The sequence below is a fragment of the Arthrobacter sp. SPT-J7 genome, from assembly GCF_059089965.1.
This window is the reverse complement of record NZ_JBNHFF010000009.1, coordinates 44,244-58,753: the sequence shown is the minus strand read 5'-3', so window position 1 is coordinate 58,753 and position 14,510 is coordinate 44,244. Positions and strand designations below refer to the sequence as shown.

At 66.5% G+C, this 14,510-nt stretch carries 13 protein-coding genes and 3 tRNA genes; 13 read left to right on the top strand and 3 right to left on the bottom strand.

The features are described from left to right. The first annotated feature begins 7 nt into the window (after positions 1–7). Positions 8–1,111, top strand: a complete 1,104-nt coding sequence (locus tag AC5RWX_RS14660) for a branched-chain amino acid aminotransferase (RefSeq protein WP_493941746.1) — start codon at positions 8–10, stop codon at positions 1,109–1,111. 42 nt (positions 1,112–1,153) lie between these two features. Continuing rightward, on the top strand, positions 1,154–1,528 hold the full coding sequence (locus AC5RWX_RS14655) for a DUF1304 family protein (protein WP_493941745.1): 375 nt from the start codon (positions 1,154–1,156) through the stop codon (positions 1,526–1,528). A 59-nt stretch (positions 1,529–1,587) separates the two neighbouring features. Here the strand turns inward: AC5RWX_RS14655 and AC5RWX_RS14650 are convergent, their stop codons facing one another. Continuing rightward, complete coding sequence (locus AC5RWX_RS14650; protein WP_493956329.1) at positions 1,588–2,208, bottom strand: hypothetical protein; 621 nt, start codon at positions 2,206–2,208, stop codon at positions 1,588–1,590. Between the two features lie 108 nt (positions 2,209–2,316). Next, entirely contained in the window at positions 2,317–2,724 is a 408-nt protein-coding gene (locus AC5RWX_RS14645) for a DUF7793 family protein (RefSeq protein ID WP_494097567.1), read from the bottom strand. 220 nt (positions 2,725–2,944) lie between these two features. Here AC5RWX_RS14645 and AC5RWX_RS14640 point away from each other — a divergent pair, with 220 nt between their 5' ends. The 9 genes from AC5RWX_RS14640 (at position 2,945) to AC5RWX_RS14600 (ending at position 11,358) form a co-directional block, all read left to right on the top strand. Next, positions 2,945–3,727, top strand: coding sequence for an MBL fold metallo-hydrolase (locus tag AC5RWX_RS14640; protein ID WP_493942542.1), 783 nt, complete (start codon positions 2,945–2,947; stop codon positions 3,725–3,727). A gap of 51 nt (positions 3,728–3,778) precedes the next feature. Then, positions 3,779–4,552: a fumarylacetoacetate hydrolase family protein gene (locus tag AC5RWX_RS14635; RefSeq protein ID WP_493943379.1), complete on the top strand. Its 774-nt coding sequence runs from the start codon at positions 3,779–3,781 to the stop codon at positions 4,550–4,552. Between the two features lie 260 nt (positions 4,553–4,812). After that, on the top strand, positions 4,813–6,312 hold the full coding sequence (gene gltX / locus AC5RWX_RS14630; protein WP_493942150.1) for a glutamate--tRNA ligase: 1,500 nt from the start codon (positions 4,813–4,815) through the stop codon (positions 6,310–6,312). Positions 6,313–6,453: 141 nt separating this feature from the next. Next, positions 6,454–6,525, top strand: a tRNA-Gln gene (locus AC5RWX_RS14625). Between the two features lie 62 nt (positions 6,526–6,587). After that, a tRNA-Glu gene (locus tag AC5RWX_RS14620) sits at positions 6,588–6,660 on the top strand. 50 nt (positions 6,661–6,710) lie between these two features. Continuing rightward, positions 6,711–6,786 (top strand) — tRNA-Glu (locus AC5RWX_RS14615). Positions 6,787–6,909: 123 nt separating this feature from the next. Beyond that, positions 6,910–8,682, top strand: coding sequence for a dynamin family protein (locus AC5RWX_RS14610; RefSeq protein WP_493956904.1), 1,773 nt, complete (start codon positions 6,910–6,912; stop codon positions 8,680–8,682). Continuing rightward, positions 8,679–10,289 carry a GTPase gene (locus tag AC5RWX_RS14605; protein ID WP_493956328.1) on the top strand — a complete coding sequence of 537 codons (1,611 nt, stop codon included), beginning with the start codon at positions 8,679–8,681 and terminating at the stop codon, positions 10,287–10,289. Before AC5RWX_RS14610 ends, AC5RWX_RS14605 begins: the two co-directional genes overlap by 4 nt. A gap of 61 nt (positions 10,290–10,350) precedes the next feature. Next, the gene (locus tag AC5RWX_RS14600; protein WP_493956327.1) at positions 10,351–11,358 is read left to right on the top strand and encodes a thiamine-phosphate kinase; all 1,008 of its coding nucleotides are present in this window, start codon (positions 10,351–10,353) and stop codon (positions 11,356–11,358) included. 7 nt (positions 11,359–11,365) lie between these two features. Here AC5RWX_RS14600 and AC5RWX_RS14595 read toward each other — a convergent pair whose 3' ends face one another. Beyond that, a complete protein-coding gene (locus tag AC5RWX_RS14595; RefSeq protein ID WP_493941599.1) occupies positions 11,366–12,085 on the bottom strand; it encodes an IclR family transcriptional regulator in 720 nt (239 codons plus the stop codon). 147 nt (positions 12,086–12,232) lie between these two features. Here AC5RWX_RS14595 and leuC point away from each other — a divergent pair, with 147 nt between their 5' ends. Both leuC and leuD read left to right on the top strand, forming a co-directional pair. Continuing rightward, the gene (gene leuC / locus AC5RWX_RS14590) at positions 12,233–13,699 is read left to right on the top strand and encodes a 3-isopropylmalate dehydratase large subunit (protein ID WP_494097566.1); all 1,467 of its coding nucleotides are present in this window, start codon (positions 12,233–12,235) and stop codon (positions 13,697–13,699) included. A 15-nt stretch (positions 13,700–13,714) separates the two neighbouring features. Then, positions 13,715–14,314 (top strand): 3-isopropylmalate dehydratase small subunit, encoded by a 600-nt coding sequence (gene leuD, locus AC5RWX_RS14585; protein ID WP_493956325.1) that lies wholly within the window; start codon positions 13,715–13,717, stop codon positions 14,312–14,314. The last annotated feature ends 196 nt before the right edge of the window (positions 14,315–14,510 follow it).

Sequence of the window (14,510 nt, the reverse complement as noted above, 5' to 3'; positions counted from 1 at the left end):
GGAACCCATGACTGAAACCCTCGAATTCACCCAGCAGCTCTCGGACCGTCCGAAGAGTGCCGAGGAGCGCGCCGCCGTTTTGGCGAACCCGGGCTTCGGCAAACACTTCACGGACCACACTGCCGTGGTCGACTACAAGGCCGACGCGGACGGCAACGGCGGTTGGTCGAATGCGCGGATCGAGCCCTACGGGCCCATCATGATGGACCCGGCCGCGGCGGTGCTGCACTACGGCCAGGAGATTTTTGAGGGTTTGAAGGCCTACCAGCACGACGACGGATCCGTCTGGACCTTCCGCGCAGAGGCCAACGCCGCCCGGCTCAACACCTCGGCCCGCCGCCTGGCGCTGCCGGAGCTGCCCGAAGAAACCTTCATCGAATCGCTGCGCCAACTGGTCAGCACGGACAAGGCCTGGGTTCCCACCGGCGACGGCGAAGCGCTGTACCTGCGCCCGTTCATGATCGCCACCGAGGCGTTCCTGGGCGTGCGCCCGGCCCGCGAGGTTTCCTACCGCGTGATCGCCTCGCCGGCCGGGAATTACTTCGGCGGCGAGCTCAAGCCGGTGTCGATCTGGCTCTCCGAGCGCTACTCACGCGCCGGCGAAGGCGGTACCGGCGAGGCCAAATGCGGCGGCAACTACGCCGCGTCGCTGGCCGCGCAGCTGGAAGCCGAAGCCAACGGCTGCCAGCAGGTTTTGTTCCTGGACAAGTTCAACGACAACGCCATCGAAGAACTGGGCGGGATGAACGTGTTCTTCGTCTTCAAGGACGGCAGCCTGGTCACTCCTGAGCTGAACGGCCACATCCTGCACGGCGTCACCCGCTCGTCGGTGATCGAGCTGGCCAAGGACCGCGGCCTGGACGTGCAGGAACGCAAGATCACCATCGACGAATGGCGCGACGGCGTCGCTTCCGGCGACATCACCGAAGCGTTCGCCTGCGGCACTGCCGCCGTGATCACGCCTATCGGCGAGCTGAAAGCCGACGGCTGGTCCATCGCGTCCCCGAGCGCCGGTTCCGGCGAGGTAGCCATGTCCATCCGGCAGGAACTGCTCGGCATCCAGACCGGCGCGGTGGAGGACTCACGCGGCTGGCTCACTCGACTGGCCTAACCACCGCTTCCTTTCCAAGGCACCCCGGGCCACACTGGGTCCATGACCGGGGTGGCTTACCTGCTTGCCGTGATCTTCGGCTTGGTCCTGATCGCCGTCGGGATCGCTGAGGCGTTCTACTTCCGCGACCCGCGCTTCCACAAGCTGTTCCTGATCCGGCCGCAGGATGTGGCGGCGGTCCGGCTCTGGACCATCAACCTCGGCTTCTACAACATGGTCTGGGGGCTGGTCCTCATCGTCGGGGTCTTCATCGCCGCCGGCGGCAGGACGGCCATCGGCGAGACTATGGTGGTGTTCACCTGCATCGCCCACGTGGTCCTTGGCGCGGTGCTCTTGTTTACCGAACGCCGCCTCTGGCAGAGCGCCCTGGCCCAGGCCATCCTGCCGCTAATCGTCCTCCTCCTGCTTTTGTTCTGAACCAAGAGGAGGACGACGGCGGGGCCCGCCTTCCGCGGGATCCCCCGGCGTCAGTGCGGCTACCGCTTCCGGGCCGCAGCCTTGCGCTCGGCGGCCTTCCGGGCCTTCTTGGAGACCGGCTTCAGCGCCTTGCGCTCTGCCTCTTCGGCGGCAATCCGGTTTTTCCGGGCATCCACCAGATCGTTCCACAGCGCGGAGGCGAAGCTGCCGCCGTCGCGTGCGTACACCTCGTACGGGAAGGACGCGAAGATTCCGGCCGGCGAGGCCGCGCCCGGAAGCTCCTTTCCGCTCATCAGCGCGTAGGCGTCGCCGAGCGCCCAGGTCTCCGACAGGTAGCGGGCCAGGTTGTCGCGAATGAAGACATTGGCGTCCGGGGCGTCCGCAGCCTGCTCCAGCAAGGTCTGCAGGCGTGCCGCCAGCAGGCTCGATGCCGCGTCGGAGACATCCGCACCGTCTGTCGCCGCAGCCTCAAGCTCGGCGGTGAATTCCTTGACCGCGGTTTCCCAGTCGGCCGTCTCACGGTTCTTCTGCCAGGTGGGGAACCAGACAATGTCCCCGTTGGCGTGGTTGTGGATGTGCTGCATCCCGCTATTGCGATCTGCCGCCGCGTGGTCGTGCTCGGCCACGTCGTAGTCGGCCAGCAGCTCTGCCAGGGACGTGGTGTTCTGTGTTTCCGCCATGGAGTTTTTCCTATCGTGCAGCAGCAATGGGTTCATCAGGGCAACCCCGCTGCCGCACGGACTTATTCCGCGGTGAAAAGCCGGACCCGGCCGGCCCGGTGCCGGCTGCTACACGGCGGTCTTGTCGACCTCCAGCGTCGCCAGGCGTTCGGTGTGGGCTGCCAGCCAAATCCGCGCTTCCGCCTCGTCGTCGAAGTACCGGGCAAAATCCTCATCCTCGAAGATCCGCAGAAAGAAGTTCGCCAGCACGCGGTCCACCGGCCCGTTGCCGAGCACCGCCAGCGCCACGGAGGGCGTGAAGGACTGGGCGATCAGCTGCACCTCCGAGGTTGCCCAGCGCACGCCGGCGATCCGCAGCAGCACCACCACCCGCCGCTCGCCCACCACGTCGAAGAGGCGGTTAACCACCTGGTGCGCCAGTTCGGCGCCGATGCTCAGGCCGCGACGGAGCGTCAGCACCAGCAGTCCGTCGTCGTCCAGTTGCACATCGAATGTTGAGTGCACTTCCTCCAGCACTGATCCCCCCCGTCCGCCGGTGATGCGTGCATCGTCCGGCCATCGTCGTGCCGCCGTCAGCGGCCCGTGCAGGCCCTTAGCTTATGCGACCGACGTCACATTTGCGCACGGTCCGGGCGAATATGAACCGGTCCCTTCATATGGCGGAAATATGACGACGGCGGCGGAGGCCTTCCGCTCAGCAGTTCTGCGACGATGGGGGAGATGCGAGGATGGCTCTGTGACCGCTGAACAGAATCCCGCCTTCGTCCGCAGCAGCGACCTGACCCGCTACCGCTTGGCACCCAACCCGGGGCCGATGAGCCTGGACGGCACGCAGTCGTACCTGATTGCGGCGCCGGAGAGCAGCGGAGTGGTCGTGGTGGATCCGGGGCCGCTGGACGAGGTCCATCTGGCCGAACTGGCAGCAGCCGGTGAGGTGGAACTGGTCCTGATCACCCACCACCACATTGACCACACCGAGGCCAGCGAGCGTTTCCACGGCCTCACCGGTGCCCCCGTGCGCGCGCTGGACCCGGCGCTGTGCTTCGGCGGGGAACCGCTCAGTGACGGTGAAGTAATCAGGGCCGCCGGCGTCGACATCCACGTTCTCGCCACCCCGGGCCACACGGCCGATTCGGTCAGTTTCCACCTGCCCGCCGACAGCCCGCACGGCTCGGTCCTCACCGGCGACACCATCTTGGGGCGCGGGACCACCATCATTGCCTACCCCGACGGCCGGCTCGGCCCGTACCTGGACTCACTGGCCCGGCTGGAGATCCTCGGCCCGGCCCACGTGTTGCCGGCCCACGGCGGCACCCTGCCGGACCTGTCCGCCATCTGCCGCGAGTACGCCAGCCACCGCCAGCTCAGACTGGACCAGGTCCGCGCCGCCCTCGAGCAGCTGGGCGCCGACGCCAGCGTCGACGACGTGACCGACCACGTCTACACCGACATCGACGCCGCGGTCCGGCTCGCCGCCGAAGCCTCTGTCGCCGCCCAGCTGGAGTACCTGCGCGGCTGACCGCCTCAGTCGGCTTGGAACCCAGGCACCGGCAACCAGTAGGCTAAACCTATGCGTATAGCCCGGTTTGTCCTTGATTCCGACCCCCAGTACGGCATCGTCGAAGGCGAGGAGGGCAGCGAGCAAGTCACCGTCATCGCCGGCGACCCGTTCTTTAACGGCATCCAGCCCACCGGAGCCCGGCACAAGCTGGAGGACGTCCGCCTGCTCGCCCCGATCATCCCGCGCAGCAAGGTGATCGGCATCGGCCGCAACTACGCCGAGCACATCAAGGAAATGGGCAACGAGACCCCGGCCGCGCCGCTGATGTTCCTCAAGCCCAACACTTCGGTGATCGGTCCGAACGAGCCCTTGGTGCTGCCGGAGTTCTCCGACGAAGTCTCCTACGAGGCCGAACTCTGCGTCATCATCGGGCGGATCTGCAAGGACGTCCCGGTGGAGCGCGTGGACGATGTCATCTTCGGCTACACCTGCGGCAACGACCTCACCGCACGGGACGCGCAGCGCACCGACAACCAGTGGGCCCGCGCCAAGGGCTTCGACGGCTCGGCCCCGCTCGGCCCGTGGATCGAGACCGAACTGGACACCGAAGACCTGGCCATCCGCGGCCGGCTCGACGGCGAACTGAAGCAGGACGGCAACACGGCGCAGATGATCTGGGGCGTCAAGGAGCTGGTCTCCTACGCCTCGCAGGCCTTCACCCTGCTGCCCGGCGACGTGATCATGACCGGCACCCCCTCCGGCGTCGGCACCATCGAAGCCGGCCAGCGTTACGAGGTGGAGATCGAGGGCATCGGCACGCTCTCGAATACGGCGCGCCGCTGATCCTCGTGCGTTCCAGCCGTCGATCGTTCGCAGTCTTTGCGCTCGGGTCCATAGCCACGTTTTCTGTGGCGGCCCGTGCCACGCACTACCTGGGCGGCCCCGCATGGCTCACGGCAACCTTCCTCGCCGTCGGAATCCTGTTGGCGCTGTTTTACCTGTACCGGTACCTCAGGTCGTGGCTGGGTCGCAGCAGGGACCCGAAGTAGCAGGCCCTCGACCGGAACGGGGGACTGGCCCGGCAGACTAAACTGGGAGCCATCATGACTAATGCTGCTGCCATTCCCACTGTCGACGACGAAACTCCTGTCCGCGTGCGCTTCTGCCCGTCTCCCACGGGCACCCCGCATGTGGGCCTGATCCGTACCGCGCTGTTTAACTGGGCCTATGCCCGGCACACCGGTGGCACCATGGTGTTCCGGATCGAGGACACCGATGCTGCCCGCGACAGTGAGGAAAGCTACGAGCAGTTGCTCGAGGCCATGAAGTGGCTGGGCATTGACTGGGATGAGGGTGTGGAAGTCGGGGGCCCGCACCAGCCCTACCGGCAGTCCCAGCGCGGGGACATCTACCAAGACGTGATCGCCAAGCTCAAAGAGGGCGGGCACGTCTACGAGTCCTACTCCACTCCGGAGGAGGTCGAGGAGCGGCACCGTGCCGCAGGCCGCGATATCAAGCTCGGCTACGACAACTTCGACCGGGACCTGACGCCGGAGCAGGTCGCTGCCTTCAAGGCAGAGGGCCGCGAGCCGGTGCTGCGGGTGCGGATGCCGGACGAAGACATTACCTTCACCGACCTGGTCCGCGGTGACATCACCTTCAAGGCCGGCAGCGTGCCGGACTTCGTGGTGGTACGGGCGAACGGCAAGCCCCTTTATACGCTGGTCAACCCGGTGGACGACGCACTGATGGGCATCACCCACGTCCTCCGCGGCGAAGACCTGCTGTCTTCCACCCCGCGCCAGATCGCGCTCTACCGGGCGCTGGGCGAGATCGGGGTCGCGCGCTACATGCCGCTGTTCGGCCACTTGCCCTACGTGATGGGTGAAGGCAACAAAAAGCTTTCCAAGCGTGATCCGCAATCCAACCTCTTCCTGCACCGCGAACGCGGCTTCATCCGCGAGGGGCTGCTGAACTACCTGTCCCTGTTGGGCTGGTCGCTGTCCGCTGACGAGGACATCTTCACCGTTGACCAGTTGGTGGCGAACTTCGATATCCACGACGTGTTGGCCAATCCTGCCCGGTTCGACCTGAAGAAGGCCGAAGCCATCAACGGAACGCACGTCCGGCTGCTGGAACCGGGTGACTTCAAGCTCCGACTGGTTCCCTACCTGCAGCACGCCGGCCTGGTCGGCGAGAGGCTGACCGAACGCGAGCAGATGATTTTGGCCGATGCGGCCCCGCTGGTCCAGGAGCGCATCACGTTGCTGGGCGAAGCGCCGGAGATGCTCGCTTTCCTGTTCAAGAACGACGACGAGATCGACGTCGCACAAGACGCCCGCAAGGGGCTGCCGGAGAACCTCACCGAGGCGCTGGATGCCGCGTTGGCGGCGCTGGAGCCGGTGCAGGAGTGGACCGCGGAGAATATCCAGGCGGCGCTGCGTTCGGCCTTGGTCGATGGCCTGGGCCTCAAACCCAGACTTGCCTTCGGGCCGGTCCGGACAGCCGTGTCGGGTCGGCGCATCTCTCCGCCGTTGTTCGAATCGATGGTGATCCTCGGTAAGGAATCCTCGCTGGCACGGTTGAAGTCCTTCCGCGGCTGAGCCGGCCGAGCAGCGCGCCGCCCGGCCGGCGGTTTGCTGCTCGTTTTGCACTTTCGCGCAGGCATCCGGTAGAGTAATTACTCGTGCTGAGGCGCTAGGGAATGGGTAAGAGCCCGTCTCCACCGGCTCCGAAAGTGCCATTGGGATATGGTGTAATTGGCAACACAACGGTTTCTGGTACCGTCATTCTAGGTTCGAGTCCTGGTATCCCAGCGCTACAGCCTCCGCTTCCGCGGGGGCTGGATTGTGCGGAGGCAAACTCCAAACAAACCTACGGCCCCATCGTATAGCGGCCTAGTACGCCGCCCTCTCACGGCGGTAACGCGGGTTCGAATCCCGCTGGGGTCACTGTCCGAACAGGACAAGGCAGCACCGGCCTTCAACAGTGCAAGCTATGCGGCCCCATCGTATAGCGGCCTAGTACGCCGCCCTCTCACGGCGGTAACGCGGGTTCGAATCCCGCTGGGGTCACCAACAAACCGGTCCCGGACATCATGTCCGGGGCCGGTTTTTGTCTGCCGGGTGACGTGTATCTCGCTGCGGCCGCGGTTCGCATGGTTGACCGCTCCTGCTGGCATGATGGGGAACGTGACCAGCATGTTGCCCGAGGGCCAAGACGGGGGAGCGGCAGACGCCGTCGCGCTCCTGGAAGAGAGCCGCAGCACGCTTGATGCCGTGGACTTGCCGCTGGACGTGCCGGGCGCCGCCGAGGCACGCGGCGCCATCCGCGCCGCGGTGGCCCAGTTGGACGACTATATTCTGCCCCGCTACCGCACCCTGGAAGCGCCGCTGCTGGCTGTGGTGGGAGGCTCCACCGGCGCCGGGAAGTCAACCCTGGTGAACGCGCTGGCCGGGTATCCGGCAACGCGCACGGGCGCCATTCGGCCAACGACCCGGCAGCCCGTACTGCTGCACCATCCCAGCGACCGAACCTGGTTTACGGACCGGCGGATTCTGCCCGGTCTCAGCCGGATCACCGGAACACCGGCACACGACGCAACCGAGGCCCACCCCGGTGGGGCAGAACCGGCAGCCGAGCCTGCCGGAACCTCGCTCGTGTTGTTGGCGGACCGCAACATCCCTGCCGGCATTGCCCTGCTCGACGCACCGGATATCGATTCGATTTCCGATGAAAACCGACGTTTGGCCGGACAACTGCTGGCGGCCGCCGACTTGTGGATTTTCGTCACCACGGCCAACCGCTATGCGGATGCAGTGCCGTGGGCGTTGCTCCTCGACGCCGCACAGCGGGACATTGAAGTCGCCGTCGTCCTGGACCGGGTGCCGGAGGACGTGGAGGCGGAGGTGCGCACCGATTTGGCCGGACTGCTGCAGCGGCAGGGGCTCGCTGCCGCCAAACTGTTCGTCGTCCTTGAGTCCACGCTGGACGGACAAGGCATGCTGCCGGCTGGTGCCGTGGACCCGATCCGCGCCTGGCTAGAGCAGCTTGCCGCTGACGCGTCCAGCCGTGCCGATATTGCCCGCCGCACGCTGGGTGGCGCCGTTCGCTCGTTGGCCCACACCGTCCAAACTGGCGCCGTCGCCGCAGACGATCAGCACGCCGCCGGCCAGCGACTGCGCAAGATCGTCGATCGAGCCTATGAAGCAGCCACCATTCAAGCGCTCGAGGCGACCCAGGACGGAACGCTTCTGCGCGGCGAGGTATTGGCCCGGTGGCAGGACTTTGTCGGTACCGGAGAATTCTTCCGCGGCATCGAGAACGGCATCGGCCGGCTCCGGGACCGGATCGGTGCGTTCTTTTCCGGCAAACCAGCGCCCTCGGTGGTGGTCGAGGAAGCCATCGAGTCCGGGTTGCAGGCCGTCATTGTGGAGGCGGCGGCTAAAGCGGCGGAGCACACCGAGACCGGATGGCGGGTGGATCCGGCAGGGGAGGGATTGCTCGGCAGTGACGACCTGTCCACACCCAGCGCCGGGTTCTCGGATGAGGTGGCAAGGGAGATCCGGGCCTGGCAGGCGGATCTGTTGGAACTAATCCGCAGCGAGGGCGAGGACAAGCGGTTCACTGCCCGCATGCTCTCCTTTGGAGTCAACGGGCTCGGGGTGGCCCTGATGGTGGTGATTTTCGCGGCCACCGGCGGCCTGACAGGTTTGGAGATCGGCGTTGCAGGCGGAACGGCCGTGGTGGGCCAGAAGCTGCTCGAAGCGGTCTTCGGCGAGGACGCCGTACGCCGGCTGGCCCGCAAGGCCCGTTCCCAACTCGAGGAGCGCACGTGCCGGATGATGCAGGCCGAAGCGGAGCGCTTTCTGTCCAGAGTCCCGCAACAGGGGAAGCACGCTGAGGCCCTGCGCTCACTGGCAGAACGACTTCACGCGGTCGGGGCGAAAACGGACTCGGGGGCACCGGAATGAGCCGGCACCGGGGAAAGCCCGAGGCGTCCGTATTGGAGGGGCGGCTGGAGGCCCTCAACGCCGCTGCTGAACTGGCCGATGGCGTACTGCCCAAGGCCGACTTTGCGTCCATCAACGACGTGTTGGAACGTGCCAGCGCGCGTCGCTCCTTGTCTGCTGAACATACCGTGGTCGGGTTCTTCGGAGCCACGGGCAGCGGCAAGTCCTCGCTGTTCAATGCGGTGTCCGGCACCGATCACGCCACGGTGGCTGCACGTCGGCCGACCACCTCCGAAACTCTGGCCGGCATCTGGGGAACAGCCGGCAGCGAACCGCTGTTGGATTGGCTGCAGGTAGCCCACCGGCATTTCATCGCTGATGAGTCGCTGGCCGGACATGGCGGCCTGATCCTGCTGGACCTGCCCGACTTCGATTCCACCGCCGTCGAGCACCGCGAGATTGTGCAACGGCTCGCAGGGCAAGTGGACGTCTTGGTCTGGGTCCTGGATCCGCAGAAGTACGCCGATGCGGCAGTGCACCACGGATTCCTGCGGCCGCTGGCATCCCACGGGGCGGTGACGCTGGTCGTGCTGAACCAGGTGGACCGGCTGGCGGAGAACCAGCTGCAACCGGTCCTGGCCTCGCTCAAGGACATCCTGGTCCAGGACGGCCTGGGCCGGACAGCCATCTATCCTGTCTCCGCCCGGACGGGCGCCGGCGTCGACGAGCTCAAGGCGGCTATTACCGCGTTCGCCGACCAGCGGCAGGCCGCAACAAACCGACTCATCGCCGATGTCCGCAACGCCGCCGACGCGCTAAACCGGGACCTTGGCGCGGAACCGGCAGGCGTCAGCAAGCCAGCCCGTACGCAACTGGCCGAACAGCTCGCGCAGGCCGCCGGCGTCGATGCGATTTGCGACGCCGTTGCAACGTCCTACCGCCGCCAGTCACATGCGCGGACGGGATGGCCGCTGGTCCGTTGGCTCGGGAAGCTGCGCCGGGACCCGCTCAAACGGCTTAATCTGGACCGGAAAGACGTCAGCCCGATGCTGAATCGCTCGTCGATGCCGGCGCCGGGCCCGGCGCAACAGGCTCAGTCCGACAAGGCGGTCCGGCAATTCGCCGACCGTGCCGGTGAAGGGGCCAGCGCTCCGTGGCGCGCGGCCATCCGCCGGGCGGCACGGTCCGCAGAGGACACGCTCCCTGACGACTTGGACCAAGCCCTCGCGGGCACCGACCTGCGGTCTGACCGGGCGTCCTGGTGGTGGCCCGTCTTCGGGGCGATCCAGTGGTGCGCCGTGGCGGCCGCCCTGGCCGGGGCGTTCTGGCTTCTGGGCATCGCGGCGCTGGGATACTTCCAATTCCCGGTGCCTGAAACACCCAGGGTCGAGGGCTTCCCCGTGCCCACCTTGTTGCTGGCCGCCGGGCTCCTCCTCGGGGTGCTGTTGGCGCTGGCATCGGGCCTGATATCGCGCCTCGTCGCCAGATCCAGGGCAGCAAAGGCACGACGGCGGCTGCGTGCCTCCGTGGCGCAGGTGGCGGAAGAGCGGATTGTCCAGCCGGTGGAGAATGCGGTCGCCCTGTACCGGGAGTTCCGGCGGGCGGTTGCCAAGGCGGCCGGAGAATGACGCCGTCGGGAAGCCTGCGCGACCGTGCGGAGTACGGCTGCGGGCGCGATGACAAGGGAGAATGCACAGATTGACCGATGAACTGATGATCAACGACTTGGATGAGGGATCGCTGCTGGACAGGATCTTTCCGCGGCTTGGCCCGGCCGACGTCCCGGTCGGTCCCGGCGACGATGCTGCCGTGATCGACGCACCGGACGCACGGACCGTCATTTCGATCGACACGCTGGTCCAGGATCAGGATTTCCGGCTCGAGTGGCCGTCGGGATACCGGAGCACCGGATTCGACGTCGGTTGGAAGTCCGTGGCACAGAACCTCTCGGACATCAACGCGATGGGGGCAGTGCCCACGTCCTTGGTCATCAGCCTCACTCTGCCCGGGTCGACGCCGGTGGCTTGGGTTGAGGACCTGGCCGACGGCGTGGCCGAGGCGATCCGGAAACTGGGCGCGGACCGGTGCTCCGTCGTCGGCGGCGATCTGGGCCGGGGCGATGCGCTGGTTGTCACAGCGGCGGTCACCGGCGATCTGGAAGGCCGCCGCCCGGTGCTGCGCAGCGGTGCGCGCCCCGGCGACGTGGTGGCCGTGGCCGGGACGCTGGGGAAGGCGGCGGCCGGATTGTGCCTGCTCGACAGCCCGCACTTTAGCGGCGAAGTCCGGGCTTCGCTGCAGGCACTGGCCGGCCTCCAGTCCCGGCCTGAGCCTCCGCTGCAGGCAGGCCCGGCCGCCGCAAAGGCAGGCGCCACCGCCATGATGGACGTTTCGGACGGCCTGCTCCGCGACGCTGCCCGGCTGGCCCGCGCCAGCTCCGCTTCCGTGGATTTGTTCGCGGCAGCGCTGCAGGACTTTGTTGAACCGCTACGCGTGGCAGCGGACCTGGTGGGAGCCGACCCGATGGAATGGGTGCTCGGCGGCGGCGAGGACCACGGACTGCTGTGCACGTTCCCGGCAGCGGCTGCCCTACCGGACGGTTTCGTCGCCGTCGGAGCGGTTCGTGGAAACGGATCGGCTCCCGCGACGCTGGACGGTGCGGCCGTTCACGCCAGGGGTTGGGACCACTTCGGTGGCTGAACAGTTGCTAGTCGTTGGTCTTGCGCAGGGCCTCGGTGAGTTGTGCGGCTGCGTTGCAGACCACCTCGGCATGCAGCCGTCCCGGTTGCCGGGTGAGCCGCTCAATCGGGCCTGAAATGGAAACGGCGGCGATGACCCGTCCCGAGGGACCGCGGACCGGCGCCGAGACCGACGCCACTCCCGGCTCGCGTTCGCCAAGGCTTTGGCCCCAGCCGCGGCGGCGCACTCCGGCGAGGACTGTCGGGGTGAATCGGGCGCCATGCAGACCTTCGAGCAGCCGTTCGTGGTCTTCCCAGGCCAGCAGGACCTGGGCGGCAGAGCCGGCTTTCATGGAGAGCTGCGTCCCCACCGGAATGGTGTCCCGCAAACCAATGGGCCGCTCGGCCGAGGCGACGCAGACCCGTGAGTCGCCTTGCCGGCGGAAGACCTGTGCGCTTTCGCCGGTGGCATCGCGTAGGTTCATCAGGACCGGGCCCGCCGCCGCAATCAGGCGGTCTTCCCCGGCCGCGGCGGCAAGTTCCACCAGTCGGCTGCCCAACACGAACCGGCCCTGCATGTCCCGGCTGACCAGCCGATGGTGCACCAAGGCCAGGGCAAGCCGGTGCGCGGTGGGCCGGGCCAGGCCGGTCGCGGCTACTAATTGGGCCAGCGAGGTAGGGCCGGCCTCGAGCGTATCGAGCACCATGGCCGCTTTGTCGATGACACCAACACCACTAGGATTGTCCATAGAATGATATTGTCATCTCACTATTTGAGATGCAAGTCGATTCGCTGGCGGGATTCGAGCCGGTGCTGGAAGAGTTGAATCACACACTTGAAGCAGGTCTCCCGTTGGGAGGCACACCTGCGTTGGTAATGATGGAGGGATCTGGCCATGGCCGGTAACACTGCGGGCATGACGCTCGCTGAAAAGGTCTGGGAGGCGCACGTGGTGCGCCGCGGTGACGGAGAAGGCGCAGCCCGCCAGCCGGACCTCCTTTTCATCGACCTTCACTTGGTGCACGAAGTCACGTCCCCGCAGGCCTTCGAGGGGCTGCGGTTGGCGGGGCGGAAGCTGCGTCGTCCGGATCTGACCATCGCCACCGAGGACCACAACACTCCCACACTGGACATCGACAAGCCCATTGCCGACCTGACCAGCCGGACCCAAATCGAGACACTGCGCGCCAACTGCCGGGAATTCGGCGTCCGTCTGCACTCGCTCGGGGATGCCGAGCAGGGGATTGTGCACGTGGTAGGTCCCCAGCTTGGACTCACCCAGCCGGGCATGACGGTGGTATGCGGTGACTCCCATACCTCCACGCACGGCGCGTTCGGCGCGCTGGCCTTCGGCATCGGAACGTCCGAGGTCGAGCACGTCATGGCAACCCAGACGCTTTCACTGAAGCCGTTCAAGACGATGGCCGTCAACGTCGAGGGCACGCTGCGTCCTGGGGTCACCGCCAAGGACATTATCCTGGCCGTCATCGCCAAGATCGGCACCGGCGGCGGGCAGGGCTACGTGCTGGAATACCGCGGGTCCGCCATTCGTGCGCTGAGCATGGAAGCGCGGATGACCATCTGCAACATGTCCATCGAAGCGGGCGCCCGGGCCGGCATGGTGGCCCCGGACCAGACCACCTTCGACTACCTCAAGGGCCGTCCGCACGCGCCGGAAGGTGCCGACTGGGACGCCGCCGTCGACTACTGGCAGACGCTGCGCACCGACGACGACGCCGAATTTGACGCCGAAGTCTTCCTGGACGCAAACACCCTCGAGCCTTTCGTGACCTGGGGCACCAACCCCGGGCAAGGCGTTTCCCTGTCCGAGGCGGTGCCGTCCCCAGACGACTTCGCCGACGAGAACGCCAAGGCTGCGGCGGAACGTGCCCTGGCCTACATGGGGCTCGAAGCCGGCACTCCCATGAAGGACATCCCGGTGGACACCGTCTTCCTGGGCTCCTGCACTAACAGCCGGATCGAGGACCTGCGCATTGCCGCAGACATTATCCGCGGCCGGCAGAAGGCGCCGAACGTGCGCATGATGGTGGTTCCCGGCTCAGCGCGCGTCCGGCTCGAAGCCGAAGCCGAAGGGCTGGACCAGGTCTTCAAAGAGTTCGGTGCGGAGTGGCGGTTCGCCGGTTGCTCCATGTGCCTGGGCATGAACCCCGACCAGCTGGCTCCGGGGGAGCGCTGCGCTTCCACCTCCAACCGCAACTTCGAAGGGCGGCAGGGCAAGGGCGGCCGGACGCACCTGGTGTCGCCGGTCGTGGCTGCCGCCACTGCGGTGCGCGGCACCCTGAGCTCGCCCTCGGATCTGGATCCAGTCACTAACGACGCCGCCACGCGGTCTGCTGCCTAAGGAGCCTGAAGCACCATGGAGAAGTTCACCACCCATACCGGCATCGGCGTTCCCCTGCGGCAGTCCAACGTGGACACCGACCAGATCATCCCTGCGGTGTACCTCAAGCGCATCACCCGCACCGGCTTCGAAGATGCCCTGTTCGCCGGCTGGCGCAAGCATGAGGATTTCATCCTGAACCAGGAGCCGTTCAGCCGCGGATCCGTCCTGGTCGCCGGTCCTGACTTCGGCACCGGCTCCTCGCGCGAACACGCTGTCTGGGCTCTGAAGGACTACGGGTTCCGCGTCGTGCTCTCGTCCCGGTTCGCCGATATCTTCCGCGGAAACTCCGGCAAGCAGGGCCTGCTGGCCGCCGAAGTGGCCCAGGATGACATCGAGCTGATCTGGAAGGAACTCGAGAACCATCCGGGCACCGAAATCACGGTTGACTTGGAAGCCAAGACGGTCATCTGTGGAACCATCACCGCTCCGTTCGAGATTGACGACTACACCCGCTGGCGGTTGCTCGAAGGGCTGGACGATATCGGCCTGACGCTTCACCATGAGGCAGAAATCACCTCCTACGAAGCCACCCGGCCATCGTGGAAGCCGACAACGCTGCCCGCGAAGGTCTGACCGCAGGCATTCCTGCACCGGATCGGCGCCTTTGAGGGACTTTTCACGGTTCCCTCGAAGGCGCCGATTTGCCTGTAGGGCCCTCATTATGCAAGTCAACGGCCAGCGCGTCGAAGGACACAGGACGCGCGGTCTGTTTATTTCGGGATGGTCACAGATTGCCAATATGCTTAGCTGAGCCCTAGGCCCAGTTCGG